The organism is Brevundimonas sp. LPMIX5 (genome assembly GCF_003576505.1).
Taxonomy (GTDB): domain Bacteria; phylum Pseudomonadota; class Alphaproteobacteria; order Caulobacterales; family Caulobacteraceae; genus Brevundimonas; species Brevundimonas naejangsanensis.
In genome coordinates this window covers 136,360-160,550 of record NZ_QWTZ01000010.1, presented here as the reverse complement: position 1 = coordinate 160,550, position 24,191 = coordinate 136,360, and the positions used below count along the sequence as shown (strand labels likewise).

General features: G+C 68.6%; 28 protein-coding genes. 15 read left to right on the top strand and 13 right to left on the bottom strand.

Going from position 1 to position 24,191, the window contains the following annotated elements; translation table 11 throughout:
* Positions 1-6 precede the first annotated feature (6 nt).
* Positions 7-462: a MaoC family dehydratase gene (locus D1604_RS10430; protein ID WP_119413225.1), complete on the top strand. Its 456-nt coding sequence runs from the start codon at positions 7-9 to the stop codon at positions 460-462.
* A 114-nt stretch (positions 463-576) separates the two neighbouring features.
* Here D1604_RS10430 and D1604_RS10425 read toward each other — a convergent pair whose 3' ends face one another.
* Both D1604_RS10425 and D1604_RS10420 read right to left on the bottom strand, forming a co-directional pair.
* Positions 577-1,509: a Gfo/Idh/MocA family protein gene (locus tag D1604_RS10425; RefSeq protein WP_119413224.1), complete on the bottom strand. Its 933-nt coding sequence runs from the start codon at positions 1,507-1,509 to the stop codon at positions 577-579.
* Between the two features lie 5 nt (positions 1,510-1,514).
* The gene (locus D1604_RS10420) at positions 1,515-2,675 is read right to left on the bottom strand and encodes a DegT/DnrJ/EryC1/StrS family aminotransferase (RefSeq protein ID WP_119413223.1); all 1,161 of its coding nucleotides are present in this window, start codon (positions 2,673-2,675) and stop codon (positions 1,515-1,517) included.
* Between the two features lie 200 nt (positions 2,676-2,875).
* Here D1604_RS10420 and D1604_RS10415 point away from each other — a divergent pair, with 200 nt between their 5' ends.
* The 3 genes from D1604_RS10415 (at position 2,876) to D1604_RS10405 (ending at position 5,445) form a co-directional block, all read left to right on the top strand.
* Positions 2,876-3,985 (top strand): AGE family epimerase/isomerase, encoded by a 1,110-nt coding sequence (locus tag D1604_RS10415; RefSeq protein ID WP_119413222.1) that lies wholly within the window; start codon positions 2,876-2,878, stop codon positions 3,983-3,985.
* A complete protein-coding gene (locus D1604_RS10410) occupies positions 3,982-4,488 on the top strand; it encodes a D-glycero-alpha-D-manno-heptose-1,7-bisphosphate 7-phosphatase (protein ID WP_119413221.1) in 507 nt (168 codons plus the stop codon). Before D1604_RS10415 ends, D1604_RS10410 begins: the two co-directional genes overlap by 4 nt.
* A 63-nt stretch (positions 4,489-4,551) precedes the next feature.
* The gene (locus D1604_RS10405; protein ID WP_119413220.1) at positions 4,552-5,445 is read left to right on the top strand and encodes an alpha/beta fold hydrolase; all 894 of its coding nucleotides are present in this window, start codon (positions 4,552-4,554) and stop codon (positions 5,443-5,445) included.
* Between the two features lie 166 nt (positions 5,446-5,611).
* Here D1604_RS10405 and D1604_RS10400 read toward each other — a convergent pair whose 3' ends face one another.
* From D1604_RS10400 to D1604_RS10390, 3 genes are all read right to left on the bottom strand, one after another.
* A complete protein-coding gene (locus D1604_RS10400) occupies positions 5,612-5,836 on the bottom strand; it encodes an alkylphosphonate utilization protein (protein ID WP_024354307.1) in 225 nt (74 codons plus the stop codon).
* Positions 5,837-5,898: 62 nt separating this feature from the next.
* Positions 5,899-6,504 (bottom strand): DUF4168 domain-containing protein, encoded by a 606-nt coding sequence (locus D1604_RS10395; protein WP_119413219.1) that lies wholly within the window; start codon positions 6,502-6,504, stop codon positions 5,899-5,901.
* A 157-nt stretch (positions 6,505-6,661) separates the two neighbouring features.
* The gene (locus D1604_RS10390; RefSeq protein ID WP_119413218.1) at positions 6,662-8,713 is read right to left on the bottom strand and encodes an NAD(+) synthase; all 2,052 of its coding nucleotides are present in this window, start codon (positions 8,711-8,713) and stop codon (positions 6,662-6,664) included.
* Positions 8,714-8,867: 154 nt separating this feature from the next.
* Between D1604_RS10390 and ftsY the strand changes: the two genes are divergently transcribed.
* The 3 genes from ftsY to D1604_RS10375 all read left to right on the top strand — a co-directional run bounded on the left by ftsY (position 8,868) and on the right by D1604_RS10375 (position 11,383).
* Positions 8,868-9,803: a signal recognition particle-docking protein FtsY gene (gene ftsY, locus D1604_RS10385; RefSeq protein WP_119413217.1), complete on the top strand. Its 936-nt coding sequence runs from the start codon at positions 8,868-8,870 to the stop codon at positions 9,801-9,803.
* A 3-nt stretch (positions 9,804-9,806) separates the two neighbouring features.
* Positions 9,807-10,451: an inner membrane-spanning protein YciB gene (locus D1604_RS10380; protein ID WP_024354311.1), complete on the top strand. Its 645-nt coding sequence runs from the start codon at positions 9,807-9,809 to the stop codon at positions 10,449-10,451.
* Positions 10,452-10,720: 269 nt separating this feature from the next.
* Positions 10,721-11,383, top strand: a complete 663-nt coding sequence (locus tag D1604_RS10375) for a MarR family winged helix-turn-helix transcriptional regulator (protein ID WP_024354312.1) — start codon at positions 10,721-10,723, stop codon at positions 11,381-11,383.
* Positions 11,384-11,517: 134 nt separating this feature from the next.
* Here D1604_RS10375 and D1604_RS10370 read toward each other — a convergent pair whose 3' ends face one another.
* From D1604_RS10370 to D1604_RS10350, 5 genes are all read right to left on the bottom strand, one after another.
* On the bottom strand, positions 11,518-11,751 hold the full coding sequence (locus tag D1604_RS10370; RefSeq protein WP_119413216.1) for a hypothetical protein: 234 nt from the start codon (positions 11,749-11,751) through the stop codon (positions 11,518-11,520).
* A gap of 69 nt (positions 11,752-11,820) precedes the next feature.
* The gene (locus tag D1604_RS10365; protein WP_119413215.1) at positions 11,821-12,384 is read right to left on the bottom strand and encodes a DsbE family thiol:disulfide interchange protein; all 564 of its coding nucleotides are present in this window, start codon (positions 12,382-12,384) and stop codon (positions 11,821-11,823) included.
* Positions 12,381-12,533, bottom strand: a complete 153-nt coding sequence (gene ccmD / locus D1604_RS10360) for a heme exporter protein CcmD (RefSeq protein ID WP_119413214.1) — start codon at positions 12,531-12,533, stop codon at positions 12,381-12,383. Before ccmD ends, D1604_RS10365 begins: the two co-directional genes overlap by 4 nt.
* Before the next feature lie 10 nt (positions 12,534-12,543).
* Positions 12,544-13,263: a heme ABC transporter permease CcmC gene (gene ccmC, locus D1604_RS10355; RefSeq protein WP_119413213.1), complete on the bottom strand. Its 720-nt coding sequence runs from the start codon at positions 13,261-13,263 to the stop codon at positions 12,544-12,546.
* 68 nt (positions 13,264-13,331) lie between these two features.
* Positions 13,332-14,366, bottom strand: coding sequence for an adenosine kinase (locus D1604_RS10350; protein ID WP_119413306.1), 1,035 nt, complete (start codon positions 14,364-14,366; stop codon positions 13,332-13,334).
* Positions 14,367-14,490: 124 nt separating this feature from the next.
* On the opposite strand from D1604_RS10350, the gene D1604_RS10345 reads away from it, so the two are divergent.
* Entirely contained in the window at positions 14,491-15,381 is an 891-nt protein-coding gene (locus D1604_RS10345) for an ATP-grasp domain-containing protein (protein WP_119413212.1), read from the top strand.
* Between the two features lie 178 nt (positions 15,382-15,559).
* On the opposite strand, the gene nth is transcribed toward D1604_RS10345, so the two are convergent.
* Positions 15,560-16,345, bottom strand: a complete 786-nt coding sequence (gene nth / locus D1604_RS10340; RefSeq protein WP_119413211.1) for an endonuclease III — start codon at positions 16,343-16,345, stop codon at positions 15,560-15,562.
* Between the two features lie 106 nt (positions 16,346-16,451).
* On the opposite strand from nth, the gene D1604_RS10335 reads away from it, so the two are divergent.
* The 7 genes from D1604_RS10335 to D1604_RS15810 all read left to right on the top strand — a co-directional run bounded on the left by D1604_RS10335 (position 16,452) and on the right by D1604_RS15810 (position 22,791).
* Positions 16,452-17,795: an amidohydrolase family protein gene (locus D1604_RS10335; protein WP_119413210.1), complete on the top strand. Its 1,344-nt coding sequence runs from the start codon at positions 16,452-16,454 to the stop codon at positions 17,793-17,795.
* A gap of 95 nt (positions 17,796-17,890) precedes the next feature.
* Entirely contained in the window at positions 17,891-18,982 is a 1,092-nt protein-coding gene (locus tag D1604_RS10330) for an HlyD family secretion protein (RefSeq protein ID WP_119413209.1), read from the top strand.
* Positions 18,979-20,580, top strand: a complete 1,602-nt coding sequence (locus tag D1604_RS10325) for a DHA2 family efflux MFS transporter permease subunit (RefSeq protein ID WP_024354322.1) — start codon at positions 18,979-18,981, stop codon at positions 20,578-20,580. The genes D1604_RS10330 and D1604_RS10325 overlap by 4 nt, the downstream gene beginning before the upstream one ends.
* Positions 20,580-21,179, top strand: a complete 600-nt coding sequence (locus D1604_RS10320) for a TetR/AcrR family transcriptional regulator (RefSeq protein ID WP_119413208.1) — start codon at positions 20,580-20,582, stop codon at positions 21,177-21,179. Before D1604_RS10325 ends, D1604_RS10320 begins: the two co-directional genes overlap by 1 nt.
* A gap of 97 nt (positions 21,180-21,276) precedes the next feature.
* A complete protein-coding gene (locus D1604_RS10315; protein ID WP_119413207.1) occupies positions 21,277-22,056 on the top strand; it encodes a creatininase family protein in 780 nt (259 codons plus the stop codon).
* 29 nt (positions 22,057-22,085) lie between these two features.
* Positions 22,086-22,550 (top strand): phasin family protein, encoded by a 465-nt coding sequence (locus tag D1604_RS10310; protein WP_024354325.1) that lies wholly within the window; start codon positions 22,086-22,088, stop codon positions 22,548-22,550.
* A gap of 82 nt (positions 22,551-22,632) precedes the next feature.
* On the top strand, positions 22,633-22,791 hold the full coding sequence (locus D1604_RS15810) for a hypothetical protein (RefSeq protein ID WP_233552034.1): 159 nt from the start codon (positions 22,633-22,635) through the stop codon (positions 22,789-22,791).
* Positions 22,792-22,798: 7 nt separating this feature from the next.
* Here D1604_RS15810 and D1604_RS10305 read toward each other — a convergent pair whose 3' ends face one another.
* Together D1604_RS10305 and D1604_RS10300 are read right to left on the bottom strand one after the other, a co-directional pair.
* On the bottom strand, positions 22,799-23,188 hold the full coding sequence (locus tag D1604_RS10305) for a Rieske (2Fe-2S) protein (RefSeq protein ID WP_024354326.1): 390 nt from the start codon (positions 23,186-23,188) through the stop codon (positions 22,799-22,801).
* Positions 23,188-24,186, bottom strand: a complete 999-nt coding sequence (locus D1604_RS10300) for an NAD(P)H-dependent glycerol-3-phosphate dehydrogenase (protein ID WP_119413206.1) — start codon at positions 24,184-24,186, stop codon at positions 23,188-23,190. The genes D1604_RS10305 and D1604_RS10300 overlap by 1 nt, the downstream gene beginning before the upstream one ends.
* Positions 24,187-24,191 lie beyond the last annotated feature (5 nt).

Genomic DNA, 24,191 nt, shown 5'->3' with positions numbered 1-24,191 from the left:
TCATCCATGACCAAGGTCAGCGAACTTCAATCTCTGATCGATCAGGAAGTCGGCGTCAGCCGCTGGTTCGCGCTGGATCAGGCGCGCATCGACGCCTTCGCCGGCCTGACAGAGGACGAGCAGTTCATCCACGTCGACCCCGAGCGCGCCAAGGCGACGCCCTTCGGCGGGACGATTGCGCACGGCTTCCTGACCCTCAGCCTCGCCTCGGCCATGAGCATGGATGCGGTCGCCCCGCTGGATGATCTGGTCATGGGGGTGAACTACGGTTTCGACCGCCTGCGCTTCCTCGCCCCGGCGCCGTCGGGATCGCGCGTGCGCGGCCGCTTCAAACTGCTGTCGGCCGAGGACAAGGGCAGCGGCCGGTGGCTGCTGAAGCACGAACTGACCGTCGAGATCGAAGGCGGCGACAAGCCCGCCCTGATCGCCGAGTGGCTGACGATGCAGGTGGTGAAGGCTTAAACGTCCCGCTCATCCCGGCGGACGCCGGGATCCAGTCCTTTGGCCTCAAGCGCCGCGCTTGCAGCTCTCACTGGGCCCCGGCGTCCGCGGGGGTGAGCGGAAATGTAGGGGCGTTCACTCCCCCAGACACCTCAGCGCCACTTCCAGATTGCGCAGACCATCTTCGCCGCTGACGGCCGCCGTCTCGCCGTTGCGGATGGCGTGGATGAAGGCCTCGTGCTCCTTCTTGAGCGGCTCGGCGGGCCAGGCGTTCAGCATCCGCGTCGAATAGGAGCCGTCCGGCTGCTGGCCGAAGAATTCGGTCACCTGACGGGTGATCAGATCGGCGACGATAAAGCGGCTCTTGGTCGCCACCTGCAGCACGCGGGTCTTGTAGGGCGTGACCCAGTTGGTGGTGATGTGGGCGATCACCCCATTGTCCATGCGGAACTGCAGCAGGGCCGAATCCTCGCGTGAGGCGTGGGTGTGGCCCAGCAGGGACTGGACCTCGGTCATCTCCGACCCCGTCAGATGGCGGATGATGTCGATGTCGTGCACCGCCAGATCGATGACCACTCCGACCTCGCCCATGCGCGGCGGGAAGGGGCCGACGCGGGTGATCTGGATGGAGATGATCTCGTCGCCGTCGATGGCGCGCTTGACCGTCTCGACTGCCGGGTTAAAGCGCTCGACATGGCCGACCATCAGCACGCGGTCATTCGCCTTGGCCGCATCGATCATGGCCTGAGCGTCAGCCACCGTGGCCGCGATCGGCTTTTCGACCAGCACATGGACCCCAGCGTTCAGCAGGGCCACGCCCAGTTCGGCGTGATAGCGGTTCGGCGTGGCGATGACGGCGGCGTCCAGACCGGCGGCGACGAAGGCCTCGGCGGTCGTCACGGCGGTCGCCCCATAGGCGGCGGCCACGCCCTCGGCCGTCACTGCGTCGGGATCGAACACCGTCGTCAGCTCGACGTCGCGCAGCTCGGCCAGAACGCGGGCGTGGTTGCGGCCCATGACGCCGGCGCCGGCGACGCCGATCTTGAGGGGGGTCTGGTGGAGGGTCATGCGGATCAGGCCTTGAAGCTGGCGACGGCGGCGATGATGCGGTCCTGGGTGTCCGCATCCAGATCAGAGTGCATCGGCAGGCTGATGACCACATCCTTCAGCCGTTCGGTGACGGGCAGGCCGCCCGCGCCGCGCGGGTAATGTTCATAGGCGGGCTGCAGGTGCAGCGGGATCGGATAATAGACCGCCGTCGGCACGCCCTCTTCCTTCAGATGGGCGGCCAGAGCGTCGCGGTCCGAATGCTCGACCGTATATTGCGCCCAGTTGGAGACGTTGCCCGCCGGGACGTCCGGAACCTTGGCGAAGTGGGGACGCAGGCCCTCATTGTAGTAGGCGGCGGCGGCGTTGCGCCACTCGATCTCCTGCGCGAAGACCTTCAGCTTCTCAATCAGAACGGCGGCCTGAATGGTGTCCAGACGGCTGTTCAGGCCGATGCGCATGTTCAGATATTTGGGGTCGTGGTCGAAGGTCCGGTCCTTCAGATCGACGCCGACCGCCTTGCCGTGAATGCGGATGGAATCCATCAGCTGGGCCAGTTCGTCGTCATTGGTCAGCACCGCCCCGCCGTCGCCGTAGCAGCCCAGGGGCTTGGCCGGGAAGAAGCTGGTGGTGGTCACATCGGCCCATTTGAGCGGATGCTCGCCGTCGATGGTGCAGCCGAAGCCTTGCGCCGAATCCGAGATCAGCTTCAGCTCATATTTGTCGCAGATCGCCTTGATGGCCGGATAGTCGGCGGGCTGGCCGAACAGGTCGACGGCGATGACCACGCGCGGGGTCAGGCGCCCCTCAGCCTTGATGCCTTCAATGGCGCGCTCCAGAGCCGCCGGGTCCATGTTGTAGGTGTCAGCGTCCACGTCGACGAAGACCGGCTCGGCGTCGAACCACGGCACGACCTCAGCGGTGGCGGCGAAGGTGAAGCTGGGCACAAAAACGGCGTCGCCGCGCCCGATCTCCCAGGCCATCAGCGGCAGGGCCAGGGCGTCGGTGCCGTTGGCGCAGCCCAAGGCATGTTTCGCCTCGCCGAAGGCAGCCAGGTCGGCCTCGAACTGGCGCACCTGCGGGCCCATGACCCAAGCGCCGCCGACGACGGCCTCCTGAACGGCGGCCTCGATCTTGCCGCCGAGGCGAAGGCGCTGGGCCTGAAGGTCAATGAAGGGGATGGTCATTGCGATATCGCTCTCTCGATGGGGCCGGCGCGGCGGGAGATCGTCTTCCGGGGCGCGGACGCGAAGGCGGGTCGTCTGTGTCAGTCTGCGTCCTACCAAAGCGGCGGGGTGCTGAACAAACCCCCCGGGGTCACTTCGCGTTGCGCGATGCAACGAAAGGGCGGCTTGGCAAAGCCATGGGCGCCGCCTAAGCCGGGGTCATGCGCTTCGATCCCGCCGCCAAGGACCAGGTTCGCGACTGGCTGTTCGGTCAGGCCCTGCCGCTGTGGGCGCAGGCCGGGGTCGACGCCGACGGACGTTTCTTTGAGAAGCTGGATTTCGACGGGCGGGCCATCACGGGCGTTACGCGTCGCACACGGGTTCAGGCGCGCCAGATCCATGTCTTCACCGAGGCGTCGGCGCTGGGCTGGACCGAAGGCGGGGCGATCGCCCGCGCGGGACTGGACGCCCTGATCGACGGCGCCCGCCGCGACGATGGCCTGTGGGTGCGCGCCACCGACGACGCAGGCGCCGTCATCGACGCCACGCCGGACCTGTATGACCTGGCCTTCGTGCTGTTCGCCCTGGCCGGGGCGCATCGGGTGCTGAAGGACGGGCGGGCGCGGCCTCTGGCGCTGGAGACCCTGGCCGCCATCGAGGCCCAGATGGCCGACCGTGAACACGGCGGCTGGCAGGAGGCCCTGCCGCCCGTCCTGCCGCGCCGCCAGAACCCGCACATGCACATGCTGGAGGCCCTGCTGGCCTGGCAGGCGACGGCGCCTGATCCTGCGTTCGAGACGGCGGCCCGGTCGGTGCTGGACCTGTTCAACCGACGCTTCTTCGACCGCGAACACCTGATGCTGGGCGAGTTCTATGGGCGCGACTGGAGCGTGCGTCCGGGCGGCGAAGGCCAGTGCATCGAGCCCGGCCACCACATGGAATGGGTCTGGCTGCTGGACCGGGCGACGCGCCTCGGCCTGCCGGATCACAGCGCAGCGGCGCGCGCGCTTTATACCAGCGCCCTGACCTGCGGGGTTCGCGCCGATGGTCTGGCCGTGCGCGAGATCAGCCGGATCGGACAGGTCCGCGACGGCGGCGTGCGTCTGTGGGCCCAGACCGAACTGCTGCGGGCCCTGCATCTGCGTGGCGATCAGGACAGGGCGGTCCGACTACTGGATCGCCTGTTTGCGACCCATCTGGCCACCGATATTCCAGGCCTCTGGTTCGACGCCTTCGACGCCGAGGGGCGCGCGCAGGACGAGTCCGTGCCCGCCTCGACCTTCTATCATCTGATGACGGCCTTTTCGGCCCTGCTGACGGAGCCATCATGAGCCGACCCGCCGCTTTTCTGGATCGCGACGGCGTGCTGATCATCGACAGCGGCTATCCGCATCGACCTGACCAGCTGGTGCTGATCCCCGGCGCCGCCGAGGCGGTGAAGCGGCTGAACGAAGCGGGCTATGTCACCGTCATCGTCACCAACCAGTCGGGCGTGGCGCGCGGCCTGTTCAGCGAAGAGACCATGCATGAGTTCAACCGCCAGCTGGTCCAGCGGCTGTCCGAAGGCGGGGGGCGCATCGACGCCGTCTACGCCTGTCCCTTCCACGCCGAGGCGGCGGATGAGCGCTATCGCCACCCGGACCATCCCGACCGCAAGCCCAACCCCGGCATGTTGTTGAGGGCCGCGGCCGAACATGATCTGGACCTGTCCCGCTCGCTGATGATCGGCGACCAGCCGTCGGACATGGAGGCCGCGCGGCGTGCAGGCGTGGCGGGTCACCGCTTCACCGAGGGCGACCTGGATCAATTCATGCGCGATCTGCTGCCCGACTGATCGCTATTCTGCATCCGATGAATTAACGTCGTCCGCAGTAGACTGACTGTTGGGAGACGCCCCATGCCGATGACCACCCCGTTGGCCGACCGCTTTGTCGAGCGGCGCTGGATCTCGCCGGACGGCCTCAACCTCTACGCCCGCGACTACGCCCCGGCCGAGGGGCCGGCGCGCCTGCCGGTCATCGCCATCCACGGCCTGACGCGCAACAGCGCCGATTTCGGGGTAATCGCCGGATTGATCGCCCACGGCGGTCGCCGCGTGCTGGCCGTCGACGTGCGCGGGCGCGGCCAGTCGGACCGGGCGCCCGATCCCATGACCTATACGCCCGACGTCTATGCCAAGGACGTGGTCGCGCTGATGGAGCAGTCAGGGATCGAGAAGGCGGTCTTCCTCGGCACCTCCATGGGCGGGCTGATCACCCTGGCGCTGACAGCCATCAAGCCCAAGGCCATCGCCGCCGCCATCCTGAACGACGTCGGTCCCGAGGTCGCGGTGGAGGGTCTGGCCCGCATCGCCGCCTATACCGGCCAGCCGGTCGTGATCGAGAGCTGGGACGACGCCACGGCTTACGCCCGGCGCATCAATGAGACGGCCTTCCCCGACTATACGGAGGCCGATTGGGCCGCCTTCGCCCGCCGCATCTTCCGCGAAGGGACGGAAGGGTCGCCGGTGCTGGACTACGATCCCGACATCTCGGCGCCGATCAAGGCGGCGGGGTCCAAGGCCCTGGTCCCCAATCTGTGGCCCGCATTCCGGGCCCTGGCGCGCAAGAAGCCGACCCTGCTGGTGCGCGGCGGAACGTCCGACCTGCTCAGCCCCGCCATCGCCGACAAGATGAGGAAGGCGGCGCCCGCCATGGCCTATTCCGAGGTTCCCGGCGTCGGCCACGCCCCCATGCTGGACGAGCCCGAGGCGCGCGCGGCCATCTTCGAGTTTCTGGCGGGCGTGAGCTGAGACCTCTCTATCCGCTGTCATCCTCGGGCTTGACCCGTGGATCAAAGGAAACGGCGCGCTCAACGCATCGTCGGTCGCCCGGACGGTCAGGCCGATCCTAGGGTCAAGCCCGAGGATGACGGCGCCCGCGGCCTCAAGTAGCGCGAAGCGCGATAGGCCCCTTAAATTACGCCTTCTTGACGAACTCCGTGCGCAGGACCAGGCCGCGCACCTTTTCGACGTTGGCTTCGATTTCTTCGGGATCGCCGGTCAGGCGGATGTTCTTGACCATCGTGCCGCGCTTCAGCGTCACCCCGCCCGAGCCCTTGACCTTCAGGTCCTTGATCAGGGTCACGCTGTCGCCGTCCGACAGGATGTTGCCGTTGGTGTCCTTGGTGACGTCGTCGCTCATGATCGGTCCTGCCTGAAATAGAGAGAGGGCCGCCGCATCCGCGACGGCCCGTCCCCATGGGCCTATTCGCCCTGACGCGCCTGGGCAAGGGCGATGCGCGCCTGAAGGTGCTCGTCCTGGGCCGTGGCGGCGGAAATGGCGTTGAAACGCTCGATATCGAGGCCCGAGTTCTGGATGGCGGCGGCCATCTGGGCCTGCTGCTCCTCATTCGGCTGGGCGCCGTTCAGGGCGCGGGCGATGCCGGAAATCTCGGCCATTGCGACGGCGAACTGACCGGCTTCCGCATCGGTGACGCCCGCGCCGACCGAGCCCGGCGCGGACGGGGCGGCGCCGGCCACGGCGGCGCGCGCCTGCAGGACGGGATCGCCGGAAACGGCGGCGGAAATGGCGTTGAAGCGCTCGACGGCCAGGCCCGAGTTCTGCACGGCGCCGGCCATCTGGGCCTGCTGCTCCTCGGTGGGCGTTCCGTTCTGGACGGACGCGGCCACGCTCTGGACCGTCTTCATGGCGGCGGCGAACTGAGCCAGTTCGGCGTCGGTGGGTTCGCCGGTCGGGGCGGGCGCGGCGGCGGGCGCCGGTTCAGCGGCGTCCTGCGCCAGAGCGGGCGCGGCGGTCAGAAATAGAGCGGCCAGAATGGCGGTCGGGGCGGCGGCCGTTGCAAAACGCATGGCGTATCCTTCTTCAGTCCCGAACGCTCAGCCCCAAGGCTGACCCGGACAGGTCCGGGCTCTCCCGCACGACCGGGCTATGTCAGTCTCACAGAGGGCGGGGAGGTCGAAACGCTAACCCGCGTCATGCAGGCGGGTAAACCCCGAAACGGCGCTTTCAACCTTCAGGGGTATTGGCGTCCAATTCGTCCAGCCACACCCGCGCCGAGGAATCCGACGGCGCGCGCCAGTCTCCGCGCGGCGACAGCGACCCGCCCGTGACCACCTTCGGCCCGTTCGGCACGGCCGAGCGCTTGAACTGGCTGGTCTGGAAGAAGCGGATCAGGAACTTCCTCAACCACCCCTTGATGGTCGCCAGGTCGTAGGCGACCCGCTCCGCCTCCGGCAGGCCCTGCGGCCAGTCTCCGCGCGCGGCGTCGCCCCAGGCCTGATGCGCCAGATAGGCGACCTTCGACGGCTTCAGGCCGAAACGGCTGATGTAGAACAGGAAGAAGTCGTTCAGCGCATAGGGGCCGACAATGGACTGCGTCGACTGGATCGCCCCGTCGGCGCCCGCAGGAACCAGCTCCGGCGAAATCTCCGTGGCCAGAATGGCGTGCAGGGTCGGAACCGCCGCCTCGCCCACCAGGCCGCGCTCGGCCACCCAGCGGATCAGGTGCTGGATCAGAGTCTTCGCCACTCCGCCGTTGACGTTGTAGTGGCTCATGTGGTCGCCGACGCCATAGGTGCACCACCCCAGCGCCAGTTCCGACAGGTCGCCGGTCCCCAGAACGAAGCCGTTGTTCTGATTGGCCAGACGGAACAGATAGTCGGTCCGAAGACCCGCCTGCACATTCTCGAAGGTGATGTCGTGGACCGGTTGGCCATCGGCGAAGGGGTGGCCGATGTCGCGCAACATCTGTTCGGCGGCGGGACGGATGTCGATCTCAGCCCCCGTCACGCCCAGCGCCTTCATCAGCGCCCATGCGTTCGACTTGGTGCCGTCCGAAGTGGCGAACCCCGGCATGGTGAAGGCCAGGATGCCGGTGCGCGGCAGCTCCAGCCGGTCGAAGGCGCGACAGGCGACCAGCAGGGCCTGCGTCGAATCCAGCCCCCCCGAGACGCCGATCACCAGCGTCTTCGACCCTGTCGCCGTCATCCGCCGCATCAGGCCCTGGACCTGAATGTTGAAGGCTTCGAAACAGTCCTGATCCAGACGCGCCGCATCGTCTGGAACGAAGGGGAAGCGGTCCAGCGGACGGATCAGAGCGCCGCTCGCCCCCTCCACCGCCTCGAACGGAACCACCGTCGCGGCCTCGCCCTCGATCCGGGCGCAGTCGGCGAAGGTGCCGTTGCGCAGGCGGTCCAGACCGATGCGCTCCACATCCACGTCGGCGACGGTCAGATGGCTTTCCAGCGCGAACCGCTCGCCCTCGGCCAGCCGCGCGCCCAACTCGTGGATCGTCGCCTGACCGTCCCAGGCCAGGTCGGTGGTGCTCTCGCCCCAGCCCGAGGCGGCGAAGACATAGGCCGACAGGGTGCGCGCCGACTGGCTGGCGCACAGCAGGGCGCGCTCGTCCGCCTTGCCGATGACGATGTTGGAGGCCGACAGGTTGCACAGGATGCGCGCGCCCGCCAGCGCCGCCCGCGTCGAGGGCGGTTGCGGCGCCCAGAAGTCCTCGCAGATCTCGACCGCGAAGACGAAACCCGGCCGATTGTTCGCCTCGAAGATCAAGCCCGGCGCGAAGTCGACGCTCGTACCGTTCAACAGGACAGCGTCCTCGCTGCGGCTGGCGGCGGGCGCGAACCAGCGCTTCTCATAATATTCGCGATAGTTGGGCAGATAGGTCTTGGGAACCACGCCCAGCACCTCGCCCCCGCCCAGCACCACGGCGCAGTTGAACAGGGCGTCCCCGTTGCGGATCGGCGCGCCGATGACGGCGATGACGCCCGCTTCGTCCGCGACCCCGGCCAGACGGGCGATCTGGCGCTCGACCTCTTCCAGCAGGGCCGCCTGCATGTGCAGGTCGTCGATGGCGTAGGCGCTCAGCGACAGTTCGGGGAAGATCAGCAGGTCCACGCTCTGCGCCCCCGCCTGACGGATCAGCCGTTCGTGTTCTTCAGCGTTGGCGGCCGGGTCGGCGATATGAACCACAGGCGTCGCCGCGGCGACGCGCACGAAGCCGTGGCTGCTCGGGGCGTGGAAGGGATGCGTCTCGGACTTCGCCATCAATCTTTCCGCTCATCCCGGCGGACGCCGGGACCCAGTGAGAGCCACAGGCACAGACCCTACAGCCTGCGCGATCAATATAGGGTTGCGCGGTGAAGCCCAAGGACTGCGGTTTATAGTGACCTGAGAACCGCTCTCGGCTAAGGCTCTGCGCATGAGCGATACGCCCAAAAAAGGCTGGTTTCAGCGGCTGAGCGCGGGTCTGTCCCGATCCTCCAAGCAGATGACCGATCAGGTCGTCTCGACCTTCGCGAAGGAGCCCCTCTCGGAGGAGGCGCTGGAGCGGCTGGAGGAGCATCTGATCGAGAGCGACCTCGGCCCCGCCGCCTCGGCCCGCATCGTCGAGCGCTTCCGGGCCCTGCGTTTCGGCAAGACCTCCGACGAGCGCGAGGTCAAGGAGGCGCTGGCCGAGGCCGTGGCCGCCGAACTGACGCCGCGCCAGGCGACGTTCGATCCTCTCAGCGGGCCCAAGCCCTATGTGGTCCTGTTTGTCGGCGTCAACGGCTCGGGCAAAACCACGACGCTGGGCAAGATCGCCTCGGACCTGACAGCCAAGGGCGCCAAGGTGATGATCGTCGCCGGCGACACCTTCCGCGCCGCCGCCCGTGAGCAACTCAAGGTCTGGGCCGACCGCGCCGGCGCTCATTTCGAGAGCCGCCGCGACGGCGCCGACGCCGCAGGGCTGGCCTTCGACGCCTTCACCAAGGCGAAGGAAGAAGGCTTCGACGTCGTGCTGATCGACACGGCCGGGCGGCTGCAGAACAAGTCCACCCTGATGGACGAACTGCTAAAGATCGTGCGCGTGCTGAAGAAGGTCGACCCCGACGCCCCGCACGAGACCCTGCTGGTGCTGGACGCCACCGTCGGCCGCAATGCGCTGGAGCAGGAAAAGATCTTCGGCCGCACCGCCTATGTCTCGGGCGTGGTGATGACCAAGCTGGACGGCACCGCGCGCGGCGGCGTCCTGGTGCCGGTGGCCCAGGCCTCGGACGCCCCGATCAAGCTGATCGGCGTCGGCGAAGGGGTCGAGGATCTGCAACCTTTCGACGCCCGCGCGTTTTCCCGATCCCTGGTCGGGCTTGAGGACTGATCCATGAGTGAAACGACCCAGAGCAAACGTCCGCAATGGATCCGTCAGGCCGTCGACTTCGGCGCCCTGGTCGCCTTCATGGCCGCCTATTTCATCACCCGCGACATGATCAAGGCGACCTGGGTGCTGGTCATCGCCTCGATGATCGCACTGGCCGTCGGCTTCATCCTGGAGCGCCGCCTGGCGCCCATGCCCCTGATCACCGGCGGCTTCGCCCTGGTGTTCGGCGTGCTGACCATCGTCACCGACGACGACCTGTTCGTGAAGCTGAAACTGACGGTGCAGAACGGCCTGCTGGCGGCTGTCCTGCTGGGTTCCATCCCGTTGAAGAAGTCGCCGTTCAAGGCCCTGCTGGGCTCGGCCCTCAAGGTGACGGATGAAGCCTGGCGCAAGCTGACCTTCCGTTACGGCCTCTACTTCCTGGCCGTCGCCATCGCCAATGAGGTGTTCCGCAGCCCGACCGCCGTCACCGCCATCTGGTCGGCCCTGAACCTTGGCACGCCCGATCCGAACGGCGTCTGGACCGCTTTCCGCGGCGTGCTGTGGATCGCCGCCTCGGTGTTCGGCCTGTCGCAGGTGCCGCTGATCATGAAGAACATGATCAAGGACGAAGAGCCCGGCCCTATCTCGCCCGACACGGGGCTCTGACGGCCGCCCCGCCTCTCACCGTCATCCTCGGGTCAAGCCTGAAGATGACGGAGGCATAGAGGGACTCCCTCATCCATGTCCGGGCCTCAAGTAGGGCGAAGCCCGACGGGCCCGCCAACAACGGCCTCAAGTAGCGCGAACGCGCGGTAGGCCCACTTAAATGTCTTCAAACCGTCAGCGTTTGCGTCGTTAAAGCGTTAAGGGCGGCTGTTAGCTGTTGCAGCATCATCCGGCCACGGCCGGTATCAGGCTGTTCGGGAATGAAGACGATGATCAAGTCGGGCAAGCAGGCGAAGATCAAGGGCGGGCTGGCGGAATCCCCCAGCCACCTGATGCACCGGGCGCTGCAGCTGGCGTTGGACATCTACGCCGAGGAAGCCGGGCCGGACGGCCTGACCCAGCGCCAGTTCGCCGTGCTGGAGGCCGTGGCCGCCCGTTCGGGCCTGACGCAGACGGATCTGGTCAAGGCCACCGGCATCGACCGCTCGACCCTGGCCGACCTGGTGGCGCGCATGACGACCAAGGGCCTGCTGGAGCGCGAGCGTTCGACGCTGGACGCCCGCGCCAAGGCGGTGCGCCTGTCGCCCGAGGGCGAGGCCGCCCTGCTGGCCGCTCGCCCGCGCGTCGAGGTCGCCGATAAGCGGATCATGGCCCTGTTGCCCAAATCCAAACGCGACAGCTTCCTGGACCTGCTGTGCAGTCTGTCCGACGCCGCCGACGCCGTTCCCGAACAGGCTCGCGCCGAGATCAAGGCCGCGAAGAAAGCCGCCAAGGAAGCCAAGAAGGCGGAAAAGGCCGCGCGCAAGGGCGACGGCAAGAGCGATGGTCGCGGCAAGAAGAAGAAAAAGGGCGAGGTAATCGCAGATCAACCGCAGGCTGATGACGCCGCTGACGCCGTCGTGGTCCCGCTCAAGGATGCGGCTGAAGGCTGAGGTCTTCCTATCCCGCTCATCCCCGCGGAGGCGGGACCCAGTAAGAGCCACGCGCTCTACGGCAGAAAAGCGGATATTTGCGGCCAAAGCCCTGGACCCCGGCGTCCGCCGGGATAAGCGGATATTGAGGCTGCCTAAACCCGAATGTCGAGCAGGGAGCCGGGGCGCTGCAGGCGCGCGCTCGGCGCCGCCTGTTCGACCGGCGCAGAAACAGTCGCCACGGGACGCGCCGTCTCTGTCTCAGCGGCAACCGGCGCCGCCAGCCCCATGGCCTGACGGAAGAAGGCCGACTGGGCCGTTCTCAGGGCATGGGCCGCGCCGCCCGCCTGAGGCGGAAAGGCCGGCCGCTCGGACGAAATCGCGGACATGGGACGAGGATGCCCGCCCTTCGTCTAAATATGGTTAACGCTCGATTCACCCTGTTTCGGGTGATCCGCTCAACGCGTGGGCGCGTTCAGGGCGTCGGTCAGTTTCTTCAGGTCAGCGTCCGTCAGCACCGGCCCCGAGGACTTGGCGACGATGGTTCCGAAGGCGTCCACGGCGAAGCTTTCCGGCACGCCCGACACGCCCATATCCAGCCCGGCCCGGCCCTCGCGATCAACCAGCACCAGACGATAGGGATCGCCCAGTTCCTGCAGGAAGGCGTCGGTGGCGACGGGATCGTCCTTATAGGCCACGCCGACCACGGCGATCCCCTGCGCCTTCAGCTTCATCAGCTGCGGATGCTCCAGACGGCACGGCGCGCACCAGCTGGCGAAGACGTTGACGATCATCGGCTTGCCCACGCCCGCCGTCTTCAGATCCAGAAGGTCATCGCTCGCCTTGCCCTCCAACAGGATTGGCAGAACCGTCGCCTCGGGGATCGGCTGACCGACGAGGGCGTCGGGACGATAGGTCGGTCCTGCGGCGGGGTCGCCCGCCATTCGGTCCATCTGCGTCATCAGGAAGACGCCCAGCGCGACCAGAACGACGATGGGCAGCAGGGCCAGCCAGCGCTTCATTTGCGCTCGGCCTCCAGCCGGTCCAGCTCGCGCTTCCAGCGACGGGCGGCGATCAGGGCGCGAGCCGACAGGGCGGCCAGCACCACGGCGCTGATGCCCCAGGCGGGCCAGACGAAGGCGCCATAGGGGCTCATGTCCAGATCAGGCATGGCGAACTCCTCAGGCTTCCAGCGCCGCGCGGGCGCGAAGGGTCAGAACACGACGGCGCCGGACCTCCGTCCTGATGGACGTCAGCCAGATCGCGCCGAACAGCACGGCGTAGGCCGCCATCATCGTCAGCAGGGCAGGCAGGAAGACCGGGTCCACGCTGGTCCCGCCCGAGCGCAGCAGCGACGCGGGCTGGTGCAGGGTGTTCCACCAGTCGACCGAGAACTTCACGATCGGCAGGTTGATCAGGCCCACCAGGCCCAGGACCGCCGCCGCGCGCGCCGCCTTGGCCTCGTCGTCGATCGAGGCGCGCAGGGCCATGTAGCCGAGGTAGAAGAGGAACAGCACCAGCACGCTGGTCAGGCGCGCGTCCCACACCCACCACGTCCCCCACATCGGCTGGCCCCACAGGGAGCCGGTGACGAGGGCCAGAGCCGTGAAGGCCGCGCCCGGCACGGCGGCCGCCCGCGCCGCCGCATCGGCCAGCGGATGGCGGAACACCAGGGCGAAGAAGCTGGACACGCCCAGCGCCCCGTAGGCCATCAGGCCCAGACTGGCCGCCGGGACGTGGATGAACATGATGCGGACGGTGTCGCCCTGCTGATAATCGGCGGGCGCGGTGAAGCTGAACCAGGTCCCGAGCAGCAGCAGGCCAAGCGCGCAGACCCACAGCACCGGGACCAGCGGGCCGGTGAAGCGCATGAAACGGTCGGGATTGGCGAGGCCGAACATGGGCAGCCGATTACGCGGCCCCGCGCCCCACGGCAAGCGGGCGCGGCATCCTGCCCTTTGTCGCTGCCTTAAAGGCTCAGGCCGTGCCGGGCGGCCAGATCCTTCAGCCCGACCATCGGACGCGGCCCCCAGTGGCCGATGACCTCCGACGCCGCCAGCGAGCCCAGCGCCCCGGCCTGCGCCAGAGACAGGCCGCGCGACAGGCCCAGCAGCACGCCCGCGGCGTACTGATCGCCGGCGCCGGTGGTGTCGACGACCTTCTCGACCGGATAGGCTTCGACCTCGACCCGTTCGTCGCCACGGAACAGTACCGAACCGGCGGCCCCGCGCGTCACGGCCGCCACCTCGACGATGCGGCCCAGGTGGGCGGCGGCATGGTCGAAGTTCTCGGTCTCGAACAGGGCGTGCAGCTCGGCCTCATTGGCCAGGACGATGTCGGCCGAGGTCTCGATGAACTCCAGCAGCTCGGCGCGCCAGCGATGCACGACGAAGCTGTCGGACAGGGTGATGGCGACCTTGCGGCCCGCCGCATGGGCGGCGGCGGCGGCGGCCTCGAAGGCGGCGCGGGCCGGGGCCGGGTCGAACAGATAGCCTTCCAGATAGACGATGGCGCTGTCGCCGATCACGCTCGCGTCCACGTCCGCCGTGGTCAGTTGGTTGGCGGCGCCCAGGAAGGTGCACATGGTGCGCTGGCCGTCCGGCGTGACGTTGATCAGGCAACGGCCCGTGCCGAAGCCGTTTCCGGCGCCGTCTTCCAGCGCGGGGGTATCGAAGTGGACGCCGACGGCGCGGATATCGTGGCTGAAGACCTCGCCCAGCGTGTCCTTAGCCACCTTGCCGATATAGGCGGCGCGCCCGCCGAACGAGCCGACGCCCGCGACGGTGTTGCCCGCCGAACCGCCGGACGCCTCGACCCCCGCCGCCATGGCGTCATACAGGGTCGCGCTCTGTTCCTCGTCGACCAGTTGCATCGAGCCGGGGACCAGGCCCTTGGCCTCCAGGAAGGCCGGTTCGCACGGCGCCAGGACGTCAACGATGGCGTTGCCAAGGGCGCAGACGTCGAAGCGGGTGTTTTGGGCGAAGGCGGGCAGGGCTTGGGTCATCCGCGCCCCATAGCGGGGCAGACGGCCGCGCACCAGACTTCAGACCTTCGCCGCGAGCAAAAACCGGCCTAAAGCCGTCGGACCTGTTGCAGACGCCCCTCGCCGGGGCTTGCGGAGCCGCGCCATGACCGACGTCGCCGTCCTGACCCCCGATCCGGCCGATCCCACCTATTCGACCCTGTGGCCCGGCGTGCTGGGCCGGCTGGGCGAGGCGCTGGCGACGGCGGGGATCACGGCGCGGCCGACGCCGTGGACCGACCATGTCGAGAACGCCCGCGCCCTGATGGACTTTCCCCTGGTCCTGCCGCTGCTTGTCTGGGGCTATCATCAGGACCACGACAGGTGGCTCCAGGCCTGCTCGACCTGGGCCGAGGCGGGCGCGCCTTTGGCCAATCCCGCCCAGACCCTGCGCTGGAACGCCGACAAGCGCTATCTGGCCCGCCTGTCGGAAAAGGGCGTCGCCGTCCCGCGGACGATCTTCGCCGACCATGTGGACGCTACGGTTCTGGAAGCCGCCTTCGCCGCGATAGGCGCCGAGACCCTGATCGTCAAACCGACCGTCTCGGGCGGCGCCTGGCGCACCCTGCGGGTGACGGCGGGCGAGCCCTTGGACATGGCCCTGGCCAACGCCCCCGTCGGCGGCACGATGATCCAGCCCTACCTCAAGGCTATCGAGACCAAGGGCGAGACCTCCCTGCTCTATTTCGGCGGAGAGTTGAGCCATGTCGTCAACAAGCGCCCCGGCGCGGCGGGCGAGTTCCGCATCCAGACCCAGTACGGCGGTCAGTATCAGGCGCTGGACGTCGCGCCGCAGGGCGCGCTGGACCTGGCCGAGCGCACCCTGGTCGCCATCGGCGAGGACCTGCTCTACGCCCGCATCGACATGACCCTGAACGACGGCGGCGACTGGGTGCTGATGGAGGCGGAGCTGATCGAGCCGGACTTCTACCTGGCCGCCGCGCCCCAAGCCGGAGCCCGCTTCGGCCAAGCGGTGCGGGCCCGGCTGGAGCGCTGACGCTAGCACTCCACTTCCGTCATCCTCCGGCAAGCCGCGCAGCGGCGCAGACCGGGGGACCCAGCGGCGCGCGTGAGCGCGAAAAAGGCAGAGGCGGCGCTGACGGGAAGATCGCCTTCGGCGCCGCTGGGTCCCCCGGTCTCGCTCCGCTCGCCGGAGGATGACGGAAGAGAAACGATTACACCCCCATGAAGCTGGCCCGCGACGGGCACAGGTCCGAGATCACGCAGGCGCCGCACTTCGGCCTCTGCGCCAGACAGGTGTAGCGGCCGTGCAGGATCAACCAGTGATGCGCCTTGGGCAGCCAGGCTTCGGGCACCACCTGGTGCAGTTGCGCCTCCACCTTGTCCGGCGTCGCGGCGTTGGCCAGCCCCAGCCGGTGCGAGACGCGGAAGACGTGGGTGTCCACCGCAATGGCCGGCTCGATCCCCAGTTCGTTCAGCACCACGCTGGCGGTCTTGCGCCCCACGCCGGGCAGGGCCTGAAGGTCGGCGCGGTTCAGCGGCACCTCGCCGCCGTGTTTCTCGACCAGCATCCGCGCGGCGGCGATGACGTTCTTCGCCTTGGTCCGATACAGGCCGATGGAGGCGATCAGGGGGATCAGCCCCTCCTCGCCCAGAGCCAGCATCTTCTGCGGCGTGTCGGCGACGGCGAACAGGACCTTGGTCGCCTTGTTGACCCCCACGTCCGTCGCCTGGGCCGACAGGGCCACCGCCACCACCAGCGTATAGGGATTGACGAAATCCAGCTCGGTCTTCGGGTCCGGCATGACGCCCGACAGGCGGACGAAGATTTCCTCCACCCGATCCTCGTCCGGCGGCCAGCTGATGATCGCGCCGACCGGCGCCTTTTTCGGCTGACGCGAGCGCTTGCCCGGCGGCGGGGTCAGGGCGGCCTTGGCGGTGCGGGACGCGGCGCGCGGGCGGGCGGCGGGCGCAGATAGGGTCGATTTTCGGCCAGTCATGCGTCTGGCTTCGCCTTCCACGGACGCCTCGTCAACGGGGGTGGGCCGCTTGACGCCCGCAGCGCCTTCCCCCAAGCCGCAACAGGGACAAGGGGAAAAGACGGTCATGATCCATTTATCGCGCGCGCTGACGGCAGCGGCCTTTTTGGCGTTGGCCGTGTCGGCGTCCGCCCAGACCCCCGCCGCCGACACGCCCGTCATCGCTTATCACGGCGCGGTCCTGATCGACGGCACAGGCGCCGCGCCGCGCCGCGGAACCACAATCCTTGTTCAGGGCGAACGCATCCTGGCGATCCAGCCTGACGCCGACGCCATGCCGTCAAGCGCCGAACGGGTCGATGTCTCCGGCCTTCATGTCCTGCCCGGCCTGATCGACAGCCATGTGCATATCGCCACTCCGCCGAACGCCGACAGGGCGCATGTCCACATGCGGCGCTGGCTTTACTCGGGCGTCACCGCCGTTCGCGGCATGGCCGACGACCTGCGCTCCGTCGGCGAACTGGCGCGTCAGGCGCGGGTAGGAGAGGTTCCGTCGCCCGACATCTATTACGCCGCCCTCATGGCGGGTGAAGGCTTCTTCAACGACCCGCGCACCAGGGCTGTGACGGCGGGCGAGATTCCGGGCCGAACGCCCTGGATGCAGGCGATCACCACCGAGACGGACCTGCCCCTGGCCGTCGCCATGGCGCGCGGAACCTCCGCCTCCGGAATCAAGATCTACGCCGACCTGCCGGCGGAGCGGATCGGCGCGATCACGGCCGAGGCCCATCGCCAGGGCCTTCCGGTCTGGACCCACGCCATGGTCTATCCGGCGACGCCGCAGGAGGTGATCGACGCCGGTCCCGACGTCATGTCCCACGCCTGCATCCTGGCCCACCAGGCCCAGGCGCCCGCCGATCGCCCCCAGAGCTACGCCAGCCGCACGCCGATCGACCGCGCCCCCTTCCTCAATGGCGACAATCCGGTGGTGCAGGGCCTGCTGAACCAGATGCGCGACAAGGGGATCGTCCTGGACGCCACCGTCTGGGTCTACGCCGATCAGGAACGCGCCGTCTCAGACCGGCCGGGCGCCCGCCAGCCGATCTGTTCGGGGCCGATGGTCTTCGCCCTGACCCGTCAGGCCTATCGCACCGGGGTCGCCATCGCCGCCGGCACCGACGGAGAAACGCCGGAGGCCGATCCCTGGCCCGCCCTGCTGGAAGAGATGGAGCTGCTGCAGAACGCTGTCGGCATGACGCCGGGCGACGTCATCGTCGCCGCCACAGCCACCGCCGCCCGCGCCCTGAATCAGGAAGCCGATATGGGGACGCTGGCGGCGGGCAAACTGGCGAACATGATCTTCGTGGCGGGCGATCCGTCCGCCGACGTGGCCAATCTGCGCCGTCTGGTCTTCACCGTGAAACGGGGACAGCGGTTCGAGCGCGCCGATTTCGCGCCGGCGCGGGACTGAACGCCTCCTCTGCGACATTTTTACGCAGTTCGCCCTTGTATTCTGGACGCCGCCGTCCATTTTACGCGCGAAATTCCAAGCGAGCTGTCTCCCCCATGGCCCTCCCCGCCCCGCTCAAGAAGCGTCTGCCCCTGATCGTCGCCGGCGTCGTCGGCCTTGGCCTCATCGTCGGAGGCGTCGTCTGGTGGCAGGGCAAGCAGCGCTGGGAAGGCACCGACAACGCCTTCGTCCAGGCCGACACCGTGGCTGTCAGTCCCCGCATCGGCGGCGAGGTGGTCGAGGTCCTGGTCAAGGACAACCAGCGCGTCGAGGCCGGTCAGATTCTGGTCCAGCTGGATGATGCGGACGCCCGCGCCGCCCTGGCTCAGGCCCAGGCCAATCTGGCGGCGCTGGACGCCGCCGTAGCCAATGTCGACGCCCGCGCCGAACAGGAACAGGCCAACATCGCCGCCCGCGCCGCCGCCGTGACCCAGGCCCAGGCCCAGTCCAATCTCGCCCGCGCCGAGGTCGACCGCTACGGCAAGCTGGCCGATCAGGGCTGGGTGTCGCAGCAGCGTATCGAGACCCAGCGCGCCTCGGCCGAGACCGCCAGCGCCTCGGTCGCCCAGGCCCAGGCCGCCCTGACCGCCCAGCAGCGCACCGCCGCCGTGCTGGGCTCGTCGCGCCAGCAGAGCGTGGCCGCCGTGGAGCAGGCGCGCGCCCTGGTCGAGCAGGCGCAGCTGACGCTGGAGCGCACGGTGATCCGCGCCCCGGTGGCGGGCGTCGTCGGCGCGCGCGGCGTGCGCGTGGGTCAGGTCGTTCAGGCGGGCGGCCAGCTGATGTCCCTGGTGCCGCTAACGGATGCCTATGTGGTCGCCAACTTCAAGGAGACGCAGGTCGGACGGATGCGGCTGGGCCAATCGGTCGAGATCAAGGCCGACGCCTTCCCCGGCCGGTCGCTGCAAGGGCGTATCGACAGCTTCGCCCCGGCCACCGGCTCTGAGTTCGCCCTGATCCCGGTCGAGAACGCCACCGGCAACTTCACCAAGATCACCCAGCGCGTGCCGGTCCGCATCGCGGTCGAGCGCGACGACAGGGGCCAGCCGATCATCCTGCGCCCCGGCCTGTCGGTCGAGGTCAAGGTCGATCTGAAGAGCCAGGGCGGCGCCGCCTTCGCCGAAGCCGCCAATACGAGTCCCGCCCCGTGACCGACGCGGCCGCGTCATCGGCCCCGGCGCCGTCAACGACCGCACCGGGCGCCCAGCCCGAGATCAACTGGACGGCCCTGCTGCTCGGCTTCGCGGGCATGGTCATCGGCCAGTTCATGGCCATTCTCGACATTCAGATCGTCGCCGCCTCCCTGCCGCAGATTCAGGCGGGGGTCGGCGCCTCGGCCGATGAGATCAGCTGGATCCAGACCGCCTATCTGATCCCCGAGGTCGTGATGATCCCCCTGTCGGGCTATCTGTCGCGGCTATGGGGCACGCGGATCGTCTTCCTGGCTTCCTGCACCGGCTTCCTGATCATGAGCGTCATGGTCGGCCTGTCGTCGTCCATCGAGATGATGATCCTCTTCCGCGCTCTGCAGGGGTTTGTCGGCGGGGCCATGATCCCCACCGTCTTCGCCGTGGCCTTCACCGCCTTCCCGCCCGAACGTCGCGTGACCGCCAGCGTCATCATGGGGCTGATCGTCACCCTGGCCCCGACCGTCGGCCCGACCCTGGGCGGCCATCTGACCGAGCAGTTGAGCTGGCACTGGCTGTTCTTCATCAACGTCTTCCCCGGCGTGATCGTCCTGTTCCTGGTCGGGCGCTACGCCCATTTCGACAAGGGCGACCCCAGCCTGGCCAAGGGGTTCGACTGGTGGGGCCTGGGCCTGATGGCCGCCTTCCTGATGAGCCTGCAGTTCGTGCTGGAGGAAGGCGCCAAGGAGGACTGGTTCGCGGACGACAACATCCTGCTGCTCAGCATCATTGCGGGAATTTGCGGCCCGGCCTTCATCTGGCGCTCGCTGACCTACCGCAATCCCATCGTCGAGCTGCGCGCCTTCGGCAACCGCAACTTCGTGGTGGGGGTGCTGATGACCTTCATCGTCGGCGCGGCCCTGTTCGGCGGCACCTTCCTGTTGCCGCTGTTTCTGGGTCGGGTGCGCGAGTATTCGGCGGCCGAGGTCGGCACCACCATGATCGTGTCTGGTCTGGCCATGTTCGCCACCGCCCCCTTCGCCGGGCGGCTGGTGCGCAAGGTCGACGCGCGCATCCTGATGTTCGTCGGTTTCATGCTGGCCGCCTGGGGCATGTGGGACGCCCGCATCGTCACGGACCAGTGGGGCTTCTGGGAGTTCGCCGGGGTCCAGGCCATGCGCGGCGCCGGCGTCATGCTGGCCATGATCGCCTCGCAGCAGGTGACGATGGCCACCCTGCCCCCGCATATGGTCAAGAACGCCTCGGGCCTGGTGAACCTGGCGCGCAACGTCGGCGGCGCCTTCGGCCTGGCCATCCTCAACACCTCCCTGACCCAGAACACCGCCCTGCACATGGCCGAGCTGACCAGCGCCATCGACCAGACCCATCAGGGAGTCCGCGACATGATCGCCGGCATGGCCGTGCGTTTCTCGGGCTCCATCGACCCGCAGGCCTCGGCGATGAAGGCGATCTATGGGATGTTGCAGAAACAGGCGACGACCCTGGCTTTCGGCGACGCCTTCGCCCTGCTGGCCGTCGGCTGCGCCTGCGCCGGATTCCTGACGCTGCTGTCCAAACCGGCCAAGCCCAATCCCGCCGCCGCTTCCTCGGACGTTCACTGATGCCCCGCGCCCGCGGCCAGATCGACGAACAGAAGAGCCAGGCCATACTGGAGGCGGCTTCAGGCCTGTTCGTCGAAAAGGGCGCCAAGGCCTCGATGAGCGAGATCGCCCGGCGCGCGGGCGTCTCGAAACAGACCCTCTACAATCGCTTTGCGACCAAGACCGAGATCGGTCGGGCGCTGGCGGCCCAGCGCTCGGACGCCGTCACCGCGCCCCTGACCTCAGGCGCCGAGCCCGAATCGGTGCTGGCCGCCATCGCCGAGACCCTGATCGGCAAGATCTGCACGGGCGGCAAGGGCGCCTCCCTGCGCGGCGTGGCCCTGGTCTCGCCCGAAGCGCCGGAGCTGGCGCGCGCCATCTATGACGCCGGTCCGGGCGAGAGCGTCCGGCGCATCGCCGCCTGGCTGAAGGCGCAGGACGAGGCGGGGCGGCTGGCGGTCCCCGACGCCCTGGCCGCCGCCGAAATGTTCACCGGCATGGCGCTGGGCCACGGCCATCTGCGCTCGGTGCTGGGCCTGCCGCATCCCGACATCGCCGACCTGCCCGCCAGGGCGCGCGAGGTCGCGCGCCGTTTCGTCCGCGCTTTCGCGCCGGAATAGACGGCCGCGCCTGATTAGCCCTGAAGTTGGCCCTGAAGGCGGATCAGCGTAAAGCCGCCCTCAATCCTTTCCCTTGCGCCCGCCGGAGCCGTTTCCCATGCTGATCCACCTGTCGTCCTGGCCCGAGATCGACGAGCGCCTGAAGTCCGGCGCCCTGCTGTCCAAGACGGTGATCGTGCCGATCGGCTCCAATGAGCAGCACGGCCCGACGGGCCTTCTCGGCACCGACTGGCTGTGCCCCGAGATCATCGCCCACGCGGCCGAGAAGGGCGACGAGAGCCTTGTCGTCACGCCCACCTTCAACATCGGCATGGCCCAGCACCACCTGGCCTTTCCCGGCACCATCACCCTGCGCCCGTCGACCTTCATGGCGGCGATCGCCGACTGGGTGTCGTCGCTGACCCGCCACGGCTTCGAGCGCATCTATTTCCTGAACGGCCACGGCGGCAACGTCGCCACCATCGAAGCCGCCTTCGCCGAAATCTACGCCGACTGGTCCTTCACGCCCGAGCCCTGGGCCGAGCGCCCGCCCTTCGTGCTGAAGCTGCGCAACTGGTGGGACCTGCCGGGCGTGCAGAAGCTGTGCGAGGACATCTTCCCGACGGGCCACGGCAGCCACGCCACCCCGTCCGAGATCGCTGTGACCCAGGCGGGCTATCCCGGCCGGATCAAGACCGCCGACTATGAGCCGAAGATCGCCCCGTTCGGCCCGATCCGCGACGCCAACGACTATCGCGCCCGCTTCCCCGACGGCCGCATCGGCTCGGACCCGGCGCAGGCGACCCCGGAAAAAGGCCAGCGCATCATCGACGCCGCCGTCCCGGCCCTGATCCGCGATCTGACCGACTTCGCACAGGAAGTCTTGCCGGTCGCCTGAAACAGGCTCAGGGTCGCTGCATGAGCCCCATGCAGAAGACCGCCCGCAACGCCCTGCGCAACGCCCAGGCCGGTCAGGAACTGGCCGAGGCCTCGGCCGCCGTGATCACGCGGCGGCTAGGCATCATGGGCGAGGCGATGGCCAATCCGCTGCGCGCCGACCACGCCGAACTGGGCCGCATGGGAACCGAGAAGGTCGAGGCCATGGCGGCCTCGGCCGGGGCCGCCTATGCCGGAGCGATGGATCTGGCCGAACGGGCGGGCCGCGTGGCCGCACGCGAGGGGGCGGAGGCCGCCGACTGCATGGCCAAACTGGCGCGCGCCGACACCCCCTTCGCCTTCGCCGCCGCCCAGACAGACTGGGCGATGGGCGCGTGGAGCCGGGCGATGAGCGACGGCTGGGCCTTCTACGGCGCGGCGCTGAAGGCGCAGGGACAGGCCTTGGCGCCGGTCCACGCCAAGGCCACGGCTAACGCGCGACGCCTGAAACGCTAGGCATCTCCTAGCTCGCGCGGGCGTGATGGAACGCCCTGCTCCATCCCCGGATTGCTTTTGCAGCCATGCAAAGGAGATCACGATGGCCGAGAAAGACCCCAAGGACCCTCACCCCGGCATGATGGGCGACGGCACCGAGGAACAGAACCTCAACCAGCCGGGCGATCCGTCCAAGCGGATCACCGAGGACGAGGTCGACGACGCCTTCACCAAGGACCCCAAGCTGGTGCCGAAGGAATAGGCCGCGCTTACGCGGTCCGAATAACCCCATCCCGGGCCTCGACCGGCCAGGGCGCCAGCTTGCCGCCCGCGCAGGGCCCGGCGACGCAGGCGCCCGACAGCGGCTCGAACGCCGCCCCGTGCCAGCCGCACAGGATCAGCGACCCGTCCGGCGTCAGATAACGATCCAGCTCCACCGCGATGGGAAAGCCTGCGTGCGGGCAGCGATCCACCCAGCCCGCGACCCGACCGTCCTTCCTCACCACGAAGCCGTGAAAGAAGGCCTCGCCGATCTGCAGCACGAAGCCGCGCGAGCCAGGATCGGCGATGTCCGCCTCCAGACACAGGGCCACGTTCGGCGGCGTCTTCCAGACCCGCTTGCGCTCCTGCGTCTCCGGCGCCGGAACCTCTTCGGTCACTATTCGCGCTCGGGCTTCAGCGGGCGGGTCAGCAGGCTCTCGATCGCCTGATCCACCGTCAGCTCTCCCGCCAGCACCGCCGCCGTCGCCTCGCAGATGGGCGTGTCGACGCCCAGCTTGCGGGTCAGCTCGCGCACGGCGGGCGCGCTCTCATAGCCCTCGGCTACCGAGCGTTTACCGGCCAGCGCCTGCTCAACGCTCAAACCTTGCCCCAGCGCCAGGCCCAGGCTCATGTTGCGCGACTGGGGGCTGGAGCAGGTCAGCACCAGATCGCCGACGCCGCACAGGCCCGCCACCGTCTCGGCCTTGCCGCCCAGCGCCGTCGCCACGCGCACGATCTCGGCATAGCCGCGGGTGATGACGGCGGCGTGGGCGCTTCGGCCCAGTTCGCGGCCCTCGACGATGCCGCAGGCGATGGCCAGGACGTTCTTCAGCGCCCCGCCGGTCTCGGCCCCGATCAGGTCGTCGGCGTAGTAGGGCCGGAAGACCGGCCCCGACAGGGCGCCCGCCAGGGCCTCGGCCATCGCCGCATCGGCGCAGGCCAGGGTCACGGCGCTGGGCAGGCCGCGCGCCACCTCGGCGGCGAAGCTCGGCCCCGACAGCACAGCGGCCGTGGCTGACGGGATCGTCTCGGCCAGCACATCGGTCATCAGCTTCAACGAGCCGCGCTCAATGCCCTTGGAGCACAGGATGATGGGCAGGCCCGGCCGGGCATAAGGCGCGAAGGCCTGCAACGTCGCCCGCATATGCTGGGCGGGCGGCACGGCCAGAATCAGGTCGCAGTCGGCCAGATCCGCCAGATCGGAAGTCACGTTGATGGCCGAATCCAGTTCGACCCCCGGCAGGAAGGCCTCGTTGACCCGGCTCGTGCGGATGCTCTCGACCACCTCGGCCTCACGCGCCTGAAGCACCACCGCCAGCCCTGCTGCCGCCGCGCTCTGCGCCAGGGCCGTGCCCCAGGCGCCGCCGCCAATTACGCCTGCCGTATGGAATTCCATGTCTT

Excerpts from the sequence above, each read along its gene's own strand:
- D1604_RS10315 (WP_119413207.1), top strand. The coding sequence starts at position 21,277 with ATGCTGATCCACCTGTCGTCCTGGCCCGAGATCGACGAGCGCCTGAAG.
- D1604_RS10375 (WP_024354312.1), top strand. The coding sequence starts at position 10,721 with ATGATCAAGTCGGGCAAGCAGGCGAAGATCAAGGGCGGGCTGGCGGAA.
- D1604_RS10425 (WP_119413224.1), bottom strand. The coding sequence starts at position 1,509 with ATGACCCTCCACCAGACCCCCCTCAAGATCGGCGTCGCCGGCGCCGGC.
- D1604_RS10400 (WP_024354307.1), bottom strand. The coding sequence starts at position 5,836 with ATGAGCGACGACGTCACCAAGGACACCAACGGCAACATCCTGTCGGAC.
- D1604_RS10320 (WP_119413208.1), top strand. The coding sequence starts at position 20,580 with ATGCCCCGCGCCCGCGGCCAGATCGACGAACAGAAGAGCCAGGCCATA.
- D1604_RS10405 (WP_119413220.1), top strand. The coding sequence starts at position 4,552 with ATGCCGATGACCACCCCGTTGGCCGACCGCTTTGTCGAGCGGCGCTGG.
- D1604_RS10310 (WP_024354325.1), top strand. The coding sequence starts at position 22,086 with ATGCAGAAGACCGCCCGCAACGCCCTGCGCAACGCCCAGGCCGGTCAG.
- nth (WP_119413211.1), bottom strand. The coding sequence starts at position 16,345 with ATGACTGGCCGAAAATCGACCCTATCTGCGCCCGCCGCCCGCCCGCGC.
- ccmD (WP_119413214.1), bottom strand. The coding sequence starts at position 12,533 with ATGCCTGATCTGGACATGAGCCCCTATGGCGCCTTCGTCTGGCCCGCC.
- D1604_RS10430 (WP_119413225.1), top strand. The coding sequence starts at position 7 with ATGACCAAGGTCAGCGAACTTCAATCTCTGATCGATCAGGAAGTCGGC.
- D1604_RS10420 (WP_119413223.1), bottom strand. The coding sequence starts at position 2,675 with ATGACCATCCCCTTCATTGACCTTCAGGCCCAGCGCCTTCGCCTCGGC.
- D1604_RS10380 (WP_024354311.1), top strand. The coding sequence starts at position 9,807 with ATGAGTGAAACGACCCAGAGCAAACGTCCGCAATGGATCCGTCAGGCC.
- D1604_RS10395 (WP_119413219.1), bottom strand. The coding sequence starts at position 6,504 with ATGCGTTTTGCAACGGCCGCCGCCCCGACCGCCATTCTGGCCGCTCTA.
- D1604_RS10410 (WP_119413221.1), top strand. The coding sequence starts at position 3,982 with ATGAGCCGACCCGCCGCTTTTCTGGATCGCGACGGCGTGCTGATCATC.
- D1604_RS10330 (WP_119413209.1), top strand. The coding sequence starts at position 17,891 with ATGGCCCTCCCCGCCCCGCTCAAGAAGCGTCTGCCCCTGATCGTCGCC.
- D1604_RS10335 (WP_119413210.1), top strand. The coding sequence starts at position 16,452 with ATGATCCATTTATCGCGCGCGCTGACGGCAGCGGCCTTTTTGGCGTTG.
- D1604_RS10365 (WP_119413215.1), bottom strand. The coding sequence starts at position 12,384 with ATGAAGCGCTGGCTGGCCCTGCTGCCCATCGTCGTTCTGGTCGCGCTG.
- ccmC (WP_119413213.1), bottom strand. The coding sequence starts at position 13,263 with ATGTTCGGCCTCGCCAATCCCGACCGTTTCATGCGCTTCACCGGCCCG.
- D1604_RS10350 (WP_119413306.1), bottom strand. The coding sequence starts at position 14,366 with ATGACCCAAGCCCTGCCCGCCTTCGCCCAAAACACCCGCTTCGACGTC.
- D1604_RS10300 (WP_119413206.1), bottom strand. The coding sequence starts at position 24,186 with ATGGAATTCCATACGGCAGGCGTAATTGGCGGCGGCGCCTGGGGCACG.
- D1604_RS10415 (WP_119413222.1), top strand. The coding sequence starts at position 2,876 with ATGCGCTTCGATCCCGCCGCCAAGGACCAGGTTCGCGACTGGCTGTTC.
- D1604_RS15810 (WP_233552034.1), top strand. The coding sequence starts at position 22,633 with ATGGCCGAGAAAGACCCCAAGGACCCTCACCCCGGCATGATGGGCGAC.
- D1604_RS10390 (WP_119413218.1), bottom strand. The coding sequence starts at position 8,713 with ATGGCGAAGTCCGAGACGCATCCCTTCCACGCCCCGAGCAGCCACGGC.
- D1604_RS10370 (WP_119413216.1), bottom strand. The coding sequence starts at position 11,751 with ATGTCCGCGATTTCGTCCGAGCGGCCGGCCTTTCCGCCTCAGGCGGGC.
- ftsY (WP_119413217.1), top strand. The coding sequence starts at position 8,868 with ATGAGCGATACGCCCAAAAAAGGCTGGTTTCAGCGGCTGAGCGCGGGT.
- D1604_RS10345 (WP_119413212.1), top strand. The coding sequence starts at position 14,491 with ATGACCGACGTCGCCGTCCTGACCCCCGATCCGGCCGATCCCACCTAT.